The following is a 19,185-nucleotide window of genomic DNA, read 5'->3' as shown; positions in this document are numbered from 1 at the left end:
TTTCAACAAATCTCTTAAATAATATTAATTATAGTGTGGTGAAAATATGGAAATCACAAAAAAATTGGGGAAACGCATTCGATTACTAAGAAAAGATAAAAAATTAAGTCAAGAGCGCCTAGGAGAACTATCGAATATGCACACAAACCACATAGGCGCTATTGAGCGTGGAGAAAAAAACGTTTCAATAAAAAGCTTACATAAAATAACAAATGGATTAGAAGTCACTTTAGAAGAACTATTTCGAAATCTTTAATCAATAAATTAATAGAAATCACGCATTTTAAATACAGATTAAAATTAGATAAAAACTATGATATGTGAAATTATTAAAATAAAAAAGGTGTAGCAAATAAATGCCACAACCTCTTTTAGTACTATTTGTTCTTCTCTAAAATTTAGTGATCTCTCCACATAACATTTACAAATTCATCTGCTTCGACCTCTACCATTCTAAAGCCAGCAACACCAAAATAATATTTTTCATTTCTAATAGTGATTCCTTTTAACTGATGAAACTCCCCATCACTTTGTAAAAGAACACTATCAGTCTCTGTCACTTCACTAGGAGTTAACCTTACTAAATCCCCATTATTTTTACCTATATCGATCAATACTTTTCTACCGCAATCATCACATTCCCAAGTTTCTCTGTTAACGTCCCCCCCTCCAATTTCTTTTCTGCATTCATGACATTCATAAGTTTCATTCTTAAAACGCTTTGTAGTTATTTGCACGAACAATTCCCCCTATTAATAATTTTTTCCTTTAATCGTTGAATATACATATTAAAATGTATCTATTTTTAGTATACAAATAAAATAAAAAATATGGAATAAAATTAAGTTTCATTCTCCTACTTCTAAAAACAAATAAGGTATGTGAAAATATAACTTATTCGAAAACATTATAATTTATCATTAAAATCATATTATATTGTTATAACAATTAAAAGAATATTTAAAGAAGTTTATATGAGGTATAGGAAATATAAAGAAAGTCGTTTTGCTAAATTCAAACCTAAATTTTCAATTATTCTAGATTATTCAACATTAAGTTTAATTCGTATAATTAAAGAGCTTTTTTATCCATACTACAAAATAATTTTTTACAAGAAAGAGCTTGATATTATTCACTATATTTATTTGTATGACACCAATTTTAATTGAAGGGTATAAAAGCTAAAAAGAGTATTCGATTGAATATGATAAAGATAGGCTCGAGAAATGATTAGTAATCATAACAATCCGTTTGCTTTTTGGCAAGGTATTAACGGGAAGTCATGTGATGATGCCAGAAAAGTACATTATGGTGAAGAAGTTTTTTTAAAGATGAAACGTCAATTGGTTAGGACTGGTGAAGTAACAGAAGAAGATTTTTTATACAGTCAATATAAAAGAGAAATGGAAGAAGAATACGAGAAATTAAAATAAAAAACTACTCCTATTACTGCTATAGTATATAGCAAATTACTTTTCTCTTTAATATAATTTACAATAACAGAAATCATATTGTATCCTCCTTAATTCATTTTTTATTGAAAACATTATTCCTTTATAATTAAAACTCCTTACCCTAGTTCATTATTCATACTACACTTTTTGCTTCCCTATGTTCTTTTTCATTTTGATAATTATTATGTTTATCAAAAAGCTTCCCTATTAAATTTAAACATACAAATATTCAACTTCAATAGTAAATTTGTTAAACTTAATAATACATTATTAAAAATACGGAGGTTGTTTAATTGGATTTATCTCAAATATTTGAAGCCTTAAAACTTTCATTTGTAGTTGGAGCTGTCTCACTCTTTTTAAAAACATGCGTCATGATGAAAGCAACTGGATTTGAAAAAATTTTCTTTTCACAAGAAAAGAATCTTATGATTAATATAGTGCGTTTAATTTTTTTCGCAATTGTTACTACCCCCCTCTCAATTTGGTATTTAAGTTTCGGTTCGAACATTTCAATTACCCATGGAAAATCTGAAGAGATTGTAGCATTACTTCTTATGTCTCTATTATTAAGCATATTTGTTGTTTTTCAAGTAGGATACCCCTTCTTTTCTGACCCTCTTGGGAAGGATGCATATTATATTATACTCCCTGATCAAACTAAAGCGTATCTAATTAAAAGCCTGAACCGAAGCGAGATTTTAGCTTATACTTACCCTCGTTTTGAGGAAATCAATATAGATAGAAACTCTTCAGAAAATCAAATAATTGTTTTAAAAAAGGAAGAAATAAAAACTAGACGTATATATAGGATTCGCCATAAACATGGATTCTTATTAGCAATAAAAACAAAAATAACTAAACTAAAAAACAAAAGACGTGCTCAATAAATAATTAAAATTTTAACATGAAAAAGGCGTATCTTATTTATTAGATACGCCTTTCCACTGTTTTTCTATACAACTACCAAATAATATTTTTATCTACTTTGAAAGATTTACAATTACATATTATCTATTTTTTATAAGGTTTATTAAACCAATAGTATTTCCTTCATCTATTTTATGATTAGTAACTCTTTGTAATTCCTGAATCGTTCTTAATTCATCTATTTTTCTTTCATTATGTCTTTCTTGCTCAAATATATTCACGCAATCTTTATAGTTATCTGCTCTATAATTAGAAAGATAATTCTCAAACCTACTAATTGCATATGGATAACGATAATCTACTGGTATCTTTAATATATCTAATTGTTCTACTAATTGTTTCTCAGCTAGTATTAGATTCGTCAATGTATGATTATTTTTTTCAACTCTTTTATTTATTTGTATCCTATTTAATCTATAAATTACCTCGGTATACAATCTTGCCCCTAAATATATTGAACCACCAAAACTGATCCATACAAATATAAATCGTATTATTGCAAAATACTCTGGAATTATACTAAAAACTAATGCAAAGGGAATAAACACTATAAATATAAATACTATACTTAAGATAATATTTAAAAAATTTGGAAGTTGTTCTAGATCAAAATATGGACTACTTAATCTATAGTATTCTTTCCTAACATTATACAATTTTCCTACTAAAGGTTTCCCCTCACAAATATTATTGAAACATATTTCTCTTTCCATAGATGCACCTCTTATGCAATTAATAATTATATATATTAATATATTATTTTAATAATATCAATGTTTTATTACTATTACACACTAAATAGAATTCGCTGGGTATCTCCTCTTACATATTAACTGTTTTTATTGATACAAGATATAAATCGTGAATTTTGACTATATGGTTGAGAAGGAATGCTAATAATAAGGAGGAAGAAAATGATGAACTATCAAGAAATATTCCCCTCATTAAAAAAATCTCTTTTTATCTTCATACTTTCTTTCAGTATGTTAATTTTCACACTTCCAGTACCAGCCTTTGCACAATCCAAAAACAATACAAATTCTGTTATAAATTACTATGTATCTCCTACAGGTAACGGCCCCAATCCCGGCACATTAAATCGGCCTTTTGCTACCATTCAAAAAGCTGCTAACGTCACTAAAGAAGGAAGTACAATCTACATAAGAGGCGGAGTTTATAACCAAAAAGTTCGTGTCGCTCATTCTGGTGCCTCAGGAGCACCCATTACTTTTCAAAATTACCAAGATGAAAAAGTCATTCTCGATGGTTCTAAAGTCAAGTTAGAAGATGATGGGTTATTTACAATAGAAAACAAAAACTATATTCAAGTAAATGGATTAGAATTTCGCAATTTAAAATCTACGAAAGTTAACGAAACTCCTATATATTTCGGGATTTTAAAGGTTTTAATGTATATTAAGACAATATAAAGCAGCTCTTATCAAAAGAGCTGCTTTATATATCTTTCACATTTCTATCAATTGAAGTTCACTTCAAATTAAGAATCTGATATTTTTCCCAAGATACAATACTTCCATTTTCCCCTTATACAATGATGAAATATTCGAAGTGTTTTTCATAAAAGATTTTTAAGTACTTTTAATTCTGGATTTAAAACAAAGTTAAACCGTTTATATGTGGATTTTTGATAATGTAGGATTTTTTTCTTATTAAGCAAACGGGCCAGATTATTGAACACGTACTTTTAAAAGTTACTAAACAAAGCTTTGATTGATATAAAAATAAAAAACACAGAATTACATTGCCGATGTTTGGCTGTGTAACTACTGTGTTTTTCGCTTCATGTTATATTATTTAGTTTAGCACTGGCTGAAGCGAACAAAGACTGGTAAATGTACATTTATTCTTTAAATCATCTGTAACTGTCTCGATAATAACAGAGACAGACTTTTTTATCCCACCCTGAGGGGTTCCATATTTTTTAAATACAGGTTCTTCTACGCTATTAACTTTGTTAATTTACGTTCCATGCTAATGATTTGTGAAAGGTTATCTTTTTCTTCATTAGTTAGATGTTCTTTTGCATTCATTTCTTCAATATATCTTTCGTATTCATCAAGAAGTTGTTCATATTCTTGCTTTTGACTTTCGAATATTTCCTTTTGGTTGAGGAAGGCATTTGCTTGAGCGATCAATTTTTTCTCATATTCACTAGAGGCTTTTTTATAACCATCTTTCTTGCCTTCATGTTTGCCAGCATTGTAGATATGGCTACTTATTGGTGTGTCTTCTAAAAAGTCTTCACGCATTTTTTCTTTAATACCGTCAACGAAACCATATGTCTGAACCTTCTTAATCATGTCTCTTGTATTATAAAACGGAATAAGGTTTTTCTTCATAAATCGTTTAAAACCCACTGTTACTCACTCCTATAAGTTATATGTCCCCTTGAATAAGGTCGTTGAAGCCGCCAAATACAAACTCATCTTTCACTTGTTGGATAAATTCAATATCAGAGATTAAGCGGTATAATGCGACAGCAAGACCACCAATATCTAGTTTTTTAACATCTCTACTTATCCCTACATAGATGAGATTGCTACTTGAAGCAATTAGATTTGAATAGCTTAGTATTTTTCTTGTTTTCACTTCGTATTGTGACCACGACGAATACTTGGTTGGGTCATAATACAAGCCATGTATAGTTGCAATCAAAGTGTTAATTAAAATCGACAGAGAGGCTTGTTTCCCTACTGTTGCAACGTTTCCCATATCTATCCCATATTCAGCTAGCTTTTGTGATAACTGAGGGGAAAAAGTACTAATAGCTGGTATTGGTAAGCCTGCAGTCGAATACTGATCGGATTTTAAGTGGATAGCATGTTTAAATACCGCGATTCCTAAAGCTTTTTTCCCTTCTATCCCATCATCAAGAAAGCGATCTTTGGTATATGATAGGACTTTCATGGTATCTGCTCTATTGCTAATTTTATCCCGTCGATGTTCATTAGCTGTCAGACCAGTTTTAACATGAAAGGATTGAAAATCCCATGTAGTAAGTGTGCTGGTTACAATATTGGCAAGACCAAAAACCCATCCAAACAAAGGATCATGCCCCAGTGTTTTATGGCGATGATTACTCCCGCTGAAGCCCAAATCAAAATCTTTTGAACCATAGATAGCATCATATGGGACAGGACTTGTTTGAATTTCTTCAATAGATGGCCAGTACCATTGATGCATCCGATTACTCGTTTCTTTCGGATGATTGTTCTTCACTTTTTTTGCTGCCTCTTTGTCATTTAAGCGTTCTTGAAATGGAGTCAGTAAATACTGTCTGGCACATTGAAGGGCAGTAGCAAAGAAGAGAAATTTCAAGTCCAAACCATTAAGCCCAGTTTGACGCTCAAATTCTAACGTTAACTCTCGCAAATGTTTATCTGCTTGATTCGCCACTAATGCCACCCGATTAGATTCTTCCGCAATTGTAGTGATGTTATTTAATGTGATATCGGTGCTCTTACTTAACGCCGCCCTCTTTTTTCTTAGCTCTTCTAAACTCATAGTTCTTCCCCCAGCCACACTATATATTAGGTTCTGTATATTCAGTTCTATATTACCATGTTTTTTGATTCTTTGGAGATATTCCCCTATTTTTTTACAAAAGAATGATTCCATTAAATAAATTAAGAGCGTGTTTTGAATTTTTTTTTCAAAATACGCTCTTTCTTTCTGCTCTTTTATCAAGATTATTTGTATTAATCTTACCAAACATTATTCCAAAGCTACATCAATAAAACACACAGCAAGTTTATGCTTCCAACCGTGGTAAACTTATGAGTAAAGTGACAAATTTTCAGGGAGAAAAACAAAGTAACTCGGCCGACCTTAACCACTGAAGAAAAAGAATTGATTGAGAACATATTGTTATGTTCCCTATTATCTGAGGAAAACATATTAATTACATATTATGAAGATAGGTATTTACTCTCTAGCTATATGACCGTTGTTGGATGTTTATTATACCAATGTCTTATTACTATTACATGCTAAATAGAATAAGCTGGGTATCTCCTCTTACATATAAACTATTTTTATTGATACAAGATATACATCTTGAATTTTAACTTTATAGTTGAGAAGGAATGCTATAAAATGAAAAAAGATGATGATGAAATATCAAGTAATATTTTTACTTAATTTCCCCATTTCTATTTCCTACATAATCCAAGAACAGTGCTATACTTGCTCCAATAAATATTGCAACTAACCCTATAATAATCAAACCAATAATGTTGAAAATAAAAAATATGTATATTAATTTATTTGCATATACTTATTCTTTGTGTTATGATTTAATGGTTGTTAAATTAAGTAAAATTATTGCGTTTTGCTTACTTAATGATTTATAATAAAAAACCAATAAAGATAAAATTCAGCGGAGTTCTTTTCTGTTTCACCTCCGTAATTATACAAATTAAAAGAACAGGGACATATTTAGCGAAGTTCTTACCCATTCACCTTCGTAATGATATAAATGAAAAGAATGGCGATTAAATTTTTTATGGCTCTACTGTAAATGAGCCATAAAAAAGAACTCTCAATTCTTAGAAAATCAATACAAGACGAGGGTTCGTTTTTTGGTTACACTTGGCTAAATAAACAGCTGTTAAAAATAAAATTCAGCGGAGTTCTTTTCTGTTTTACCTCCGTAATTACACAAATTAAAAGAACAGACACATATTCAGCGAAGTTCTTTTCCCATTTACCTTCGTAATGATATAAATGAAAAGAATGGTGATTAAATTTTTTATGCTCTTCTATAGTGAGCACAAAAAAACTGCCTCCCAACTGTTAGACATGTCTAACGATTGGGAGGCAGTTTTTTCTATAAAGAAATATAAATACTCTTTGTACAAAAAAATCAATGACTAAGAAAATCTTTATGATTCAAGGGTAGTTCATTCTAGAGATGTATTTTCAATTCTTTTATATTGAAACCCACCATGTAATGTCATTCTTGAGTCAATAATGAATCCTACAAATTGAGGTATCATTATAGATAATAAATACTAAGGTACACCCGAAGCAGAAAATTACACTGATATTATAAATAATGATATCCAAACGATTCATCTATTCATAATACTACGTATAACGAATATTCAACTAATAGTATTTACTTATATCAGGGAAGGAAGAATTTAAATCAAGAATACTTTTACATTTAGTTCGTATACAACGAATTAATACGCTTTAAAATTACTATCAATATCCCTCATTCCCTCGTCCACCGATAGTAATACCCATATTTCTTTAAGTACACGTATATATGGCTAGTTATGTTATTTCTAAATTAATATGGTCATAATTAAAAAAGAGGGTGCTCGCAGCTCCCTCTTTCTTTAGATAATTAAATATGCTCTCCATGATCCATAAACACTTGAATAGTTTCATTTTGTGATACGTCTTTTACATTAGTAAGACCAAAAGTAAAAACAGCGGATAACATCATCATTAATAAGATTGCTTTTTTCATTTTAGCGCCCTTCTTTCTATACTCTTTTTGTCTGCATCTAAAGCGATGTGTAAATACTTGCTGGATTTGTCGTGATTTTCTGAACAATAGAATATATTACCTAAAAGATAAGCATATTCTTTTACCCAATCATATAATTCTTCTCTTTCAAAATACGAAATACCTTCCATGACCACCTTTTCTAATTCTTCTTGTGGTGCATAGTTATGTACTGCTTTTAAAATTAGTATCTCTCATTCCCTCGTCTACCGATTTTAATATCCATATTTCTTTAAATACACGTATATATAATTTGATTTTATACGAAAAACCATGAATTATTAAAAATTTAGTTTCAGATAGAAGACGTAGACCATAGGAGTTGGTGTTTCTTAATCCAGAATTCATTACTCGGTCTTTTTTATTAGTACAAGATATAAATCGTCAGTTTGAATTATATAGTTGAGAAGGAATGCTAAAAAAGAAGGAGGATCATGATGAAATATCAAACCTTATTTCCCTTATTAAAAAAATCGTTTTTTATCTTTCTACTTTCTTTCAGTATGTTAATTTTCACACTCCCCGCCCCTACCTTTGCACAATCCAATGACAATTTAATTTCTGGTGCAAATTACTATGTATCTTCAACAGGAAGCGACCTCAATCCCGGCACATTAGATCGACCTTTTGCTACCATTCAAAAAGCTTCTAACGTTGCTAAAGAAGGAAGTACAATCTACATAAGAGGCGGGATTTATAACCAAAAGGTTCGTGTCACTCATTCTGGAGTCTCGGGAGCACCTATTACTTTTCAAAATTACCAGGATGAAAAAGTAATTCTTGATGGTTCCACAGTCAAGTTAGAGGATGATGGGTTATTTACAATAGAGGACAAAAATTATATCCAAGTAAAAGGATTAGAGTTTCGCAATTTAAAATCAACAAAAGTTAATGAAACCCCTATTGGTATTTATATTACTGGAACAGGAAGTAATATCGAGATTAGAAATAATTATATTCATCACATTGAAGCAAATGTAAAGAATGGAAATGCACACGGGATTGCTGTATACGGTACCTCATCAAGTGCACAAAATAATCTAAATCATATTGTCATCGATAATAACGAAGTAACAAATTTAAAATTAGGGCTTAGTGAAGCGATTGCTGTGAATGGGAATGTAGATTCTTTTGAAGTTACCAATAACAGAGTACATGATAACAACAACATCGGAATTGTTCTGATTGGACATGAAGAAGTATCTCCAGTAGCTACTTTAGATCAAGCACGGAATGGAGTCGTTCGTAATAACATTGTTCATCACAATTCATCAATTAATAATACTAGTTATAATGAATATTCAGCTGATGGTATTTACGTGGATGGCGGAAAAGAAATTATCATTGAGCAAAATCAAAGCTATGAAAACGACCTCGGTATTGAAGTAGCTAGCGAACATGCAGGAAAAAGCGCAAGCCGTATTACTGTTAGGGACAATACGATATCCAATAATATCATGAGTGGCATTGCAATTGGTGGTTATGACAGTCAGCAAGGATATGCGGAAAATAACACAATTACGAACAATGTTATATATAAAAATGATACAAAAGATCAAGAGAGTGGCCAAATCGAATTAAATTACGATACCCGTAACAATGTAATTACCAATAACCAAATCTATGCTAGTAACAGCCGTATTTTTATCAGCAATAATTTTAATAAAAACACTGGGAACAAATTGGATTACAATCATTACTATGGTGAATTCAATCAAAGTAATGGCTTATGGCAATGGAAAAGAAAAACGTATAAAGGATTTTCAACTTATCAAGCAAATATGATTCAAGAAGGAAATGAACAACATAGTATATTTAGCAAATTATCCCCTTCGTTCAAACATATTTTAGAATAAAACAAATCTACTAAAGCAACTTTATCTTAGCTCATTCCCCTCCCCTCTCCTATAAAAGTGAAAGAAAAATGAAAAGTTGTAGTTTTAATTGAAACTGCAACTTTTCATGCTCATAAAAACTCTATATCCACTTCACATTTACATTGGATTCATCCATAAGTATTTCATATAATATAGCTGTTTTTTCTTAATATTAAGTATTTACATTCCCTCTTCCTTACCTCATAATTTTAATCGGGAAAGGGAGGAAAAAAATGGTTCAAATAAAAGTAACGCCCGAAGAATTGGAACGAGTTGCACAACGGGCAAACGATACAAAGCATGCATTAGAATCTATACATAATAACTTATGCAATCAAATTGATTACATGTGTTTTCAATGGACAGGCGCATCAAATCAAAATTTCGTTCAAATGTTTAACAATGCAAGACCAAGCGCATTCACAGCTATTAATGCGCTTGTGCATGTTGAAGAAGAATTAAAGAGAATTGCTGAGAAATTCCGCGTTGCAGATAGTGAAGATGTAACATCCCAAAAAACGACTAAGTCTAGTAAAGCACCTGAAAAATCTTTCTTAGGAAAAGTATGGGATGGTATAGTAGATGGTGCGGGAGATGCTGTTGGAGATACAATCGACGGTATAAAAGCATTAGGTGACTGGGAAACTTGGAAAGGCATGGGCTACACTGTCACCCATTTAGATGAAGCTTTACCTGCTATGTGGAATGCATTATCCGACTCTTTTAATAAAGATGTGATAAATGGTGATGCAGAGACCCGTGCAAGATGGGGATCTTATGCTTTAACACAAATTGGATTAGGTCTTCTTGGAGATAAAGGGGTCAGTAAGGCTGCAAAACTAGCACAAGGGGTTAAATTCTCTCAAGGTATCTCAAAAGCTGGACAATTATTTAATAAAGGCGATAATTTGGCTTTCGCAGGTGGTAATGGTGGTAGATCTGTATTTGATAGTGCTACTTTTAAACAAGCCGAAGAAAAACTTTCAACCTACCAGTTTTCTAAAGGTGACGGAAGTTCTGAAAAAATTGCTTCAATTGAAGATATTCAGACTCCCCCACTTTCTAACCAGGAAGTCATATCTAGTTTACAAGGAACAGAAAACTTCAAACAAAATGGTCTCAAGCATATCTTAGAAGGTGAAATAAATAGAAGTGGTAATGCGGTTGGTTATCATTCTGAGGCATTGGAGAACACACCGGGAAAAATAATTAGAGGAACTGAAGAAACAGTAAATAATCAAGGCATTTATAAAGCTAAAATAGAAGTAAATGGAACTATTAAGACTGCAAATGGGGGATTTTCTACATTTTTCCCTAAAGATTGGACCCCACAAACCATTGTAGATAATGTAAATGAAGCATACAATAATAAAAGACATGTAATCGGTAATACATACAAAGGGGTAGGTCCTGATGGTGTAGAGATAACTATGTATCTAGATAGTAATGGAAAAATTATCTCTGCCTTTCCAAAAGAATAAACTCAAATTTTAATTAGGTTAAGGGAGTATAGCAAAAATGAAATATGAATATAGTTTTGAAGTACTTGATGATGAGATTCTAATCATGAAATTACCAAAGGAAATTGAACTAGTTGCAACATTTTTATATGTCGAAGTTTCCGCTTTTGGAGATTGGATTTTAGATGAAATAAATAGTGTTTTAAACAATGAAAAAAACTATGGGGTAGTAAATGGTAACATTTGCGGTTTAGAAATTCGGAGAAGTACAACCACCGTCTTAGACAATTTAGCAGAAGATGGTAAAGGCGAATTTTGTGAGATAGAAACAGATGAATTATTAAATTTAATTCACATTTGGATTGAAAAACAAAAAGAATTTAAAAAAGAAAAAAAATAAAGAAATGCATTAAAATAAAAAGCTTATCTTTAAGTGCTAAAGGATAAGCTTTTTTGTCTATATTTATTAAATAAAACAGCAGCACCAACTTTAACGCTAGAGGATATAATCAATAGTGTCTATGTTAGAAGCCGCTCGATCCATTTTAAATAATGAACCGCTTCCTGACATTAAAGCTGTATCAAGCAGTAACTTTTCAGAAATACAACAAACTGTACGTTCAATTATTGAAGAGGCCCAACATACAAATACCCATCATCTCATTTTAGTATCTAGCGAGCCAGGAGCAGGTAAAACATACCTGGGTCTGACCATTGCACATGAGATGAAAAATGCAGTTTATTTATCTGGCAACGGACCATTAGTAGATGTATTACAAGATACGATAAAATGGACTTTCTCGAAAAGAGAATGATTCCCAAAGAACAGATTATCATTTTTGATGAAGCTCAACGGACATGGGATACAAAAAGGATCGATCAATCGCTCACTAAAAGAAATCGAAAAGCCCAAAACTTAAGTGAACCTGATATTATAATGAATATTACAACAAACAATAAACCGTGGATTGTAACAATTGGCTTAATTGGTGAAGGACAAGAGATCTATTCTAGTGAAGAAGGCGGCCTTGCTTTATGGAATACTGCGATCGCTGGAAAAAACGTGACTGTTCACTCTAAACATCCTAATTCTATATTCACAAATACAGCACATTATAGAACACATTCTCAGTTACATTTAAACTCATCTTTCCGTGCTCATGCAGCTTTAAAATACTATGAAATTATTAATACCTTATTAGATACTAATTTTGAACAAACAAAACAGCTTATTCATAGTCTACCAAAAGAACATTATCAACTTTTTATTACGCGTGATTTAGCCAAAGCCCCACTTACTTTACATCAGCTTTATCAGGATGATACAAAAACCGTTGGCGTTGTCTGTGCTGGTGGCGCTGATCGTCAAAAGGAAGCCCCTGTTTTACCAAGGGATGAACGGGATGAACGGCCTAGTAAGATCGCTCAATACTTTAACTATCCCGAATCCCAGTACTATTGTAGGGCGCTCAACTATAGCTCAACTGAATTTCAAACACAGGGACTTGAACTAGATATGACGCTTGTTCATTGCGATGATAATCTATATCTACAGAATAGGACTTGGAAGGGACAGCACTATCAATGGGGTGTTGAAGATCCGTTCCAAATTAAGCTCTATGCATATAGAGTTATTTTAACAAGAGGTCGTGATGGAACAATTATTTACATCCCACCAAAACCGATTCTAGATGAGACTTGGAACTTATAAAAAAACCATTTGCACATTCCTGAATTGATGTTTTAGAGATTCTGAATAAAAGAAGTGTAAAAAACGTTATTCTTTCTAAAAAGATACTAGAAAGAATAACGTTTTTATGAATTTTTCAATTCAACATGAATTACAACTTTTTAGAGAAAAATTACAGCAATATTTGACAATTTCATACATAGACAATTATTCAATGGGATTATCTGTTCCTAAAAAAACTTGTACAGAACCTTTCTTAGATACTAGTAGGTTCAGAGACTAATATTGTTTTAATGGAATTAATCTCTTTTCTTTCATTAGTAGTTGGGTCAAATCCCATTAAGTTACCAATAGCTGTATCAAAATTTTCAAGAGCTACCTTTTCCGTAATTAAATTCGATAATTCTGGAAGATCTATAGCACAGGATAAAGCCTTTTCCATCATATGATGCGCTTCTCCAGTTCCAATAATTGTAATCCCTTTTGATAGTAATTCAAACGGTTTAATCTTAAACTCATAGGTATCATCAAACCCCATCGGAATAAGCCTTCCACCTTTTTCAATTAACGGATATGCCCAGTCTAGTTGATTACCTATGGCATCAAAAATTACATCGAACTTTCTTCCTTGATTAATCCGGTAGATTTCTTCTAAAGTAAGTTTTTGCGGATGATATACATATTTAGTTATTTTTCGTGCAGCTTCTGTTCTAAAGGGACCAATTTCCGTGGCAACTGTAATTCTAGAAAGTTTTCTAGCAATCATCTGAACTAATAGTCCAATCGGCCCAGACCCTAAAACTAGAACAGAGTCATCTGGTTTTATATTAGCTTTTTCTATAACGCTAAGAACACATGAAAGAGGTTCAATTAATGTTGCTCTCTCCCATTCCATTGATTCAGGTAATTTGTAAATAAATCTATCTTCTCCAACGTAATATTCTCCAAAAGTCCCATGAGCACCAATTCCTAGCTGCCATTCATCAAACTCTTCGCAATAGCATGTTAAACCTTTTCTACAGTAATAACATTTCCCACAAAACTGGGTAGGATCAATTACAACACGATCTCCCACGGTTACATTTCTAACCTCTTCTCCTACCTCCACTACGACTCCAACCGATTCATGTCCCATAACCATATTTGGAGCGGCATACATCTTCCCTTTTAATACATTTAGATCGGTCCCACAAATCCCAGTACCATAAATCTTGACTTTTACATCATTATTTTTTTGTATTTGAGGTTCTTCCACTTCTTTATATTCTAACGCTTTATTTTCAGTCCATACCAATGCCTTCATACTTTTTCACGCTCCGTTTCCAATTAATTTTCTCCAATAAATTTTGGTGTAATTCTTTGGTAGAAGCTGCTATACATGACTGCTGGTTAGTATAACTGAGATCTGTTAAAAGAGTTTCATCTAAAGAATTACCATATGCGTCAGTAATAATTACTCCTGCTTTTTTCGCTAGAAATACACTAGCAGCTATATCATATGGAAAGAGGTGTAAGACTTGACCATTTCCTACCCTTTGAAAATCTGGTAACAAATCTGGATAATCTTTAAGAAGTCTATTCCCGATATCTACATATGCATCCATTTGACCTGTAATAATTCGTGAAATAGAATAAGATGCACTATTAAATATAAATACGCCACCATTATTCGCTGACTCATCAATTAGATGTCCATAAGCTTCAATCATTAAATTAGTAGGATGACCGTTAAATTCAAAACTCCAAAACATATTCTTAATATCTTTACCCTGACTTAAGTTTGGTAATTGGCTATTATAGCCTTCAAATTCAATGGAATTTGAAAAAATATCACTATACATGTAGTTACCTGTTTTCAGTTCCATTAAAAACGCATATTCAATATCTTTAATTTTAGAATTGTCCTTGTATTTTGCTAAAGCAATAGAAATACAAGACATTTCAAGTCCTGCAGCTGCAGGACGTGTACCATCAATTGGATCTACAATTATAATATATTGTGGATTTTCTCCAAAAATCTTAAGTCCACCATCTTCAGTATAGAATGCAACCGGTTCTTTCTTATCTGCTATATAATCTAGAACCGCATTTTCTGCTGCAGCATCAATATTAAACTGTGCGTCTCCACCTGGGGAATATCCATTAACCAAACGATTTTTCAAAGTTCCCTTTTGACTTTTCACCTTATCATATACGTATTTTCCTAACTCAATAATATAGGTTTTCATTTGATCTCCTCCAATAGATGAGTTAATTTATAACACAATTCTTCTGCTTCACTTAGAGTAATAGTAAGAGGTGGACGAATTTTAAAAACATTTCCGTAGCCATATCTAGACGTTCTGATAATTATGCCATGATCCATAGCACGTTTTGCAATATGATTTGTAAGCTCAACATCGGGTTCATTATTATCTTTTACTATTTCAACCCCAATCATTAAACCTACACCCCTTACATCTCCAATAAACTTAAATCTATCTTTCATTTTTTCTAAACGTTCCATTATATAATTTCCAACGACAGTCACGTTGTCCAAAAATCCAGGTCTTTGTAATATATCAATTGTGGTACATGCTGCAGCAGACGCCATTACATTGGATCCATAAGTAAAAGAGTGATGATGACCAGGCATTCCCACATACTTCTCTTCGGTAAGAATAGCTGCAACTTGGAATCCAGTTCCACCTAAACCTTTAGCTACAGTCATCATATTCGGTTGTACATCAAAGTAATCAGCAGCAAACATCTTACCTGTTCTACCAAATCCAGTTTGTATCTCATCAAAAATTAATGCAATATCGTGTTCTTCACATAATTTTTTTAACGCTTTGAAATATCCTTTTGGTGGAACAATATTTCCTCCATTTCCTGAGATCGGCTCGACCATAATAGCTGCAACATTCCCAGTACTTGCATATTCAATAAAATCATTAATCCTCTCCACACATAGCATTCCACAAGAATCGGATTTTTGATTATAAAAACAACGCATGCAATAAGGGTCTGGGACTTGCAATCCAAAGGAAAATTGAGGTGGGAATGGTTCTCTTCGAAAAGCATTTCCTGAAAGAGCTGACATCATATATGTTTGTCCCAAATGGCTGCGAAACAAAGAAATAACATCACGTTTCCCAGTATTGTATTGTGCCATTTTAATAGCACCTTCATTCGCTGCTGAACCACTGCTAACTTTTGGGTGTGCTCTTGTGAGATTGCTAGGAGCAATTTCAACAAGTTTCTCTGCTAATTTATTTACGGGGTCTGTTTGATAGGATGAAGTAACATGAATAAGATTATCCATTTGATTTTTTACTACGTCGATCACTTCTTTATTACTGTACCCTAAATTCAAATTGAATGTAGCTGATGCGCAGTCAAAATATTTATTTCCATTTTGATCGTAAAGGTAGATGCCTTCCCCTCTCTCCATTACAACATCGTCTACTTTGTAATACAGACTGTCAGGGTTTGTTAAACTTTTAACTTTACCATTCATTTTTACAACACTCCTATTATTTTAGTAATGTTAAAATTTGTTTGTTAGGGGCCCCACCTAACAAATAATGGATTATGACTGTATTTACTTATGCACCAAAATTTGAAAATTGTTATTAAATAACAGTCTCATAATATAATGTGAAATATCCATACTACAAGTTAATTTAAAGTAAATTATGTTGAGAAAGTAAAAAATAATGAATTTTTAGAAAAAATAAAATAAAAGGTAGTATAATTAAAAATTATTAACATTTAAAAATTTAATTTTAAAATTAAAATTTTTTCTACATAAAAATATTGGTAATATCTAGATATTAAATATTTAGTATATGCAATTGATTTAAACAATAATAAATTATTTATAAGGGGGAGAAATAGTTGTTAAAACGTTTACTTTGGATAAGCTTCTTTTCTTATATGTTAATCGCTTTTACCTTAGTCATCATTGGTGCAATGCTACCTGAGATTCTACTTCACTATAACCAAAATTATAGTAATGGTGGTTTACTCATCTTTGGTCAATTTGTTGGTTTTTTATTTGGTGTACTTAGCATGCCTATCCTAGTTAGAAAACTAGGACGTAAAAATGTTGTTCTCCTGGGTTTAATTATGATTAGTTTTGAACTTTTTTCATTTTTCCTACCAACTTGGTATTTTCTTTTTCCATTAGTTGGATTAGCAGGATTCGGGGCTGGATTAGCAGAATCTTGTATTGGCACAATCATCTTAGTTACATTTCAAGAAAAACAAGCCTCAGCAATGGGTAAACTAGAGGTTGCATTTGGATTAGGTGCACTATTCATGCCACTTTTCTCGAGCATACTTATAAGTAAGGGTATTTGGGAGTATGCATTTTTAATATTGGGGTTGAGCTCATGTTTAGTTATGATTGGATGGAAGGTATTGTCTTTTGGTGAAATAGATGATTTTCTTATAAAGAATACCAATCCCAATACACCTATTAATAGAACAACTGGTTCTTATACTAAAAAGACGTTTTTAATCATTACATTTTCTGCGATATATTTCTTCTGTTATGGTGGGAGCGAAGTATCTATTGTTCATTTTTTACCTTCACTTTTCATGGAAGAGTGGGAAGTCCCTAATTCTCTTGCAACACTGACTGTAACTGTTTACTGGACGGCAATGGTAATAGGGCGCGCGTTAACAGGTGTTATCTCTGAAAAGCTTACCTATAACAAGTTTTTACTTTCAATTAATATCGGCGGCTTAGTTGTACTTATTTTGCTAGCCATTAGCGGTAATGTCTGGTTAGGTTTCTTTCTGTGCTTCTTTCTGGGTTTATTTATGGCAGCAATGTTCGCGATTGCCTTAATTATCACAAACCTATATTTTCCTGGTCAAACAGAAAAGACAACTAGTATATTATTAGCTACAAACGGCCTAGGTGGATCATTGATTCCAATTATTATAGGACAAAGTATGGATAAGTACCCTGTCCAAATTACTTTCTGGCTATTTGCCTGTATAATGTTACTAATGCTCATATTGATAATTGGAATTCAAGTTTTAGGAAATACTCATTTATCAGTTATACGAGAACATGAAAACAATCATGAAATTTAGATTCTAGAGTTTTGATGCAAGTATATAAAGAAGAGCAAGCATAATCGTAGATTTCCGATAAACCATATTTTATATCACCTCCGGGTTAAAAATTACGTGGATTTTTAATAAAAAACGGCTTAGTTTTTCATTTTGAGGATATTTGCTTTTCTTAACTTGATAATGATGTCGTACCCTCAGCATTTCGGAGAAAACACATGCTAAGAAAAAAAATGAGCCGTCCATATGGACAGCTCATTTACATAATTTTAGTTTGTTAACTTTAGTCATTCACTAGTTAAATAATCAGAATACGTTCTTTGTCTAGTAACTCTAAAAATTCTTCTAGATATTCTAAGTTCAATTTGAATATCTTTTTCTGATTCATTAATAAGCTCCCCAATTTTACTTTGTTTAAAAGTGAGGGATTCTTATGTAAAAAATTCTATTAAACTTTAATTGATCAAGCCATCCTTCCTGTATATTTCTACAAAAAGAATAGTGATTTTTTTGAGCTATATGAATAAAAATTTATTTTAATTTAAATTACGCCTTTTTCCTTTAAAAATATTTACTATATTAATAAGGAAAATTAGTCCGCAGACAAGAAATAAAAAAGAGTGCACCCATGTTCTAAAATTAACAAAGCTTATAATAAACATTATAATACAAAGGATACAACCTATAATATCAATGCTAAGAAATAACTTCCCCTTTATTGTTTTCATTTATAACTATTCCCTTCCAGATGCCACCTTAAATTTATCATTCTCAATATAATAATATGCATTTTGTCTTTCAACTATTTTTTACATTCAATTACTGTTGTTGGTTCTGGCGCAACAAATACTGTTACTGTGTGCACCCGGGTAGCAAAATAACAATTACCGATGAAATTAAAAGTACATCTCAACAGATTGAAGAATTCACTACAAAAAAGCTAACGAAGCAAAAGTAAACAACATATAGATTTGAATTATATTTCTCAACAACCAAAATTATTTAACGTGGTAAAATGATAATTGGATTGGCATCCAATACCATATGACGATGGTTCAAGTCGCAGGAAGGCACCTTAGGGTGTCTTTTCTTTTGTTTGAAACACATTCTGCCAAAATACCTGTATCTTTGTTGAATTACGACTCATATAATCCAACAAACTTCGTAT

16 protein-coding genes and 3 pseudogenes are annotated in these 19,185 nt (G+C 31.8%); 10 read left to right on the top strand and 9 right to left on the bottom strand.

From position 1 onward, the window contains the following. Positions 1 to 46 precede the first annotated feature (46 nt). Complete coding sequence (locus tag AC0NJG_RS26070) at positions 47 to 256, top strand: helix-turn-helix domain-containing protein (protein ID WP_085450962.1); 210 nt, start codon at positions 47 to 49, stop codon at positions 254 to 256. Between the two features lie 142 nt (positions 257 to 398). Here the strand turns inward: AC0NJG_RS26070 and AC0NJG_RS26065 are convergent, their stop codons facing one another. Then, complete coding sequence (locus tag AC0NJG_RS26065) at positions 399 to 737, bottom strand: hypothetical protein (protein WP_474063605.1); 339 nt, start codon at positions 735 to 737, stop codon at positions 399 to 401. A 489-nt stretch (positions 738 to 1,226) separates the two neighbouring features. Here AC0NJG_RS26065 and AC0NJG_RS26060 point away from each other — a divergent pair, with 489 nt between their 5' ends. Together AC0NJG_RS26060 and AC0NJG_RS26055 are read left to right on the top strand one after the other, a co-directional pair. After that, a complete protein-coding gene (locus AC0NJG_RS26060) occupies positions 1,227 to 1,433 on the top strand; it encodes a hypothetical protein (protein ID WP_474063604.1) in 207 nt (68 codons plus the stop codon). Between the two features lie 314 nt (positions 1,434 to 1,747). Continuing rightward, a complete protein-coding gene (locus tag AC0NJG_RS26055; protein WP_474063603.1) occupies positions 1,748 to 2,344 on the top strand; it encodes a hypothetical protein in 597 nt (198 codons plus the stop codon). A gap of 120 nt (positions 2,345 to 2,464) precedes the next feature. On the opposite strand, the gene AC0NJG_RS26050 is transcribed toward AC0NJG_RS26055, so the two are convergent. Beyond that, positions 2,465 to 3,097 (bottom strand): hypothetical protein, encoded by a 633-nt coding sequence (locus AC0NJG_RS26050; protein ID WP_088058156.1) that lies wholly within the window; start codon positions 3,095 to 3,097, stop codon positions 2,465 to 2,467. Between the two features lie 204 nt (positions 3,098 to 3,301). On the opposite strand from AC0NJG_RS26050, the pseudogene AC0NJG_RS26045 reads away from it, so the two are divergent. Next, positions 3,302 to 3,802, top strand: a pseudogene (locus AC0NJG_RS26045) (right-handed parallel beta-helix repeat-containing protein); the annotation flags it as partial. A 540-nt stretch (positions 3,803 to 4,342) separates the two neighbouring features. Here AC0NJG_RS26045 and AC0NJG_RS26040 read toward each other — a convergent pair. Both AC0NJG_RS26040 and AC0NJG_RS26035 read right to left on the bottom strand, forming a co-directional pair. Beyond that, positions 4,343 to 4,762 (bottom strand): hypothetical protein, encoded by a 420-nt coding sequence (locus tag AC0NJG_RS26040; protein ID WP_474063602.1) that lies wholly within the window; start codon positions 4,760 to 4,762, stop codon positions 4,343 to 4,345. 19 nt (positions 4,763 to 4,781) lie between these two features. After that, entirely contained in the window at positions 4,782 to 6,092 is a 1,311-nt protein-coding gene (locus AC0NJG_RS26035; RefSeq protein WP_474063601.1) for a hypothetical protein, read from the bottom strand. A gap of 105 nt (positions 6,093 to 6,197) precedes the next feature. Here AC0NJG_RS26035 and AC0NJG_RS26030 point away from each other — a divergent pair, with 105 nt between their 5' ends. Beyond that, positions 6,198 to 6,398: a YolD-like family protein gene (locus AC0NJG_RS26030; RefSeq protein ID WP_474063630.1), complete on the top strand. Its 201-nt coding sequence runs from the start codon at positions 6,198 to 6,200 to the stop codon at positions 6,396 to 6,398. Between the two features lie 1,360 nt (positions 6,399 to 7,758). Here AC0NJG_RS26030 and AC0NJG_RS26025 read toward each other — a convergent pair. Both AC0NJG_RS26025 and AC0NJG_RS26020 read right to left on the bottom strand, forming a co-directional pair. Beyond that, positions 7,759 to 7,884 (bottom strand): aspartate phosphatase, encoded by a 126-nt coding sequence (locus AC0NJG_RS26025; protein WP_072180202.1) that lies wholly within the window; start codon positions 7,882 to 7,884, stop codon positions 7,759 to 7,761. Then, positions 7,881 to 8,108: pseudogene (locus AC0NJG_RS26020) on the bottom strand (hypothetical protein); the annotation flags it as partial. The gene AC0NJG_RS26025 and the pseudogene AC0NJG_RS26020, both read right to left, overlap by 4 nt. Positions 8,109 to 8,360: 252 nt before the next feature. Between AC0NJG_RS26020 and AC0NJG_RS26015 the strand changes: the two are divergent. The 4 genes and pseudogenes from AC0NJG_RS26015 to AC0NJG_RS26000 form a co-directional block, all read left to right on the top strand. Beyond that, a complete protein-coding gene (locus AC0NJG_RS26015; RefSeq protein WP_474063600.1) occupies positions 8,361 to 9,779 on the top strand; it encodes a right-handed parallel beta-helix repeat-containing protein in 1,419 nt (472 codons plus the stop codon). 254 nt (positions 9,780 to 10,033) lie between these two features. Beyond that, a complete protein-coding gene (locus tag AC0NJG_RS26010) occupies positions 10,034 to 11,281 on the top strand; it encodes a WXG100 family type VII secretion target (RefSeq protein ID WP_087951346.1) in 1,248 nt (415 codons plus the stop codon). A gap of 37 nt (positions 11,282 to 11,318) precedes the next feature. Then, the gene (locus tag AC0NJG_RS26005; protein WP_087951345.1) at positions 11,319 to 11,660 is read left to right on the top strand and encodes a hypothetical protein; all 342 of its coding nucleotides are present in this window, start codon (positions 11,319 to 11,321) and stop codon (positions 11,658 to 11,660) included. Positions 11,661 to 11,723: 63 nt separating this feature from the next. Continuing rightward, a pseudogene (locus AC0NJG_RS26000) lies at positions 11,724 to 12,971 on the top strand (DNA/RNA helicase domain-containing protein); the annotation flags it as partial. A gap of 235 nt (positions 12,972 to 13,206) precedes the next feature. Here AC0NJG_RS26000 and AC0NJG_RS25995 read toward each other — a convergent pair. Genes AC0NJG_RS25995 through AC0NJG_RS25985 form a run of 3 tightly spaced genes read right to left on the bottom strand, consistent with a single transcriptional unit; the run spans position 13,207 to position 16,449 of the window. After that, entirely contained in the window at positions 13,207 to 14,253 is a 1,047-nt protein-coding gene (locus AC0NJG_RS25995) for a zinc-dependent alcohol dehydrogenase (RefSeq protein ID WP_087953781.1), read from the bottom strand. Continuing rightward, positions 14,231 to 15,178 (bottom strand): inositol monophosphatase family protein, encoded by a 948-nt coding sequence (locus tag AC0NJG_RS25990; protein WP_474063599.1) that lies wholly within the window; start codon positions 15,176 to 15,178, stop codon positions 14,231 to 14,233. Before AC0NJG_RS25990 ends, AC0NJG_RS25995 begins: the two co-directional genes overlap by 23 nt. Further along, entirely contained in the window at positions 15,175 to 16,449 is a 1,275-nt protein-coding gene (locus AC0NJG_RS25985) for an aspartate aminotransferase family protein (RefSeq protein ID WP_087953779.1), read from the bottom strand. The genes AC0NJG_RS25990 and AC0NJG_RS25985 overlap by 4 nt, the downstream gene beginning before the upstream one ends. A 380-nt stretch (positions 16,450 to 16,829) precedes the next feature. Between AC0NJG_RS25985 and AC0NJG_RS25980 the strand changes: the two genes are divergently transcribed. Beyond that, positions 16,830 to 18,038 carry an MFS transporter gene (locus AC0NJG_RS25980; protein ID WP_087953778.1) on the top strand — a complete coding sequence of 403 codons (1,209 nt, stop codon included), beginning with the start codon at positions 16,830 to 16,832 and terminating at the stop codon, positions 18,036 to 18,038. Positions 18,039 to 19,185 lie beyond the last annotated feature (1,147 nt).

It is taken from the genome of Bacillus sp. SSR7 (assembly GCF_055902415.1).
This window is presented reverse-complemented; position numbering and strand designations above follow the sequence as displayed.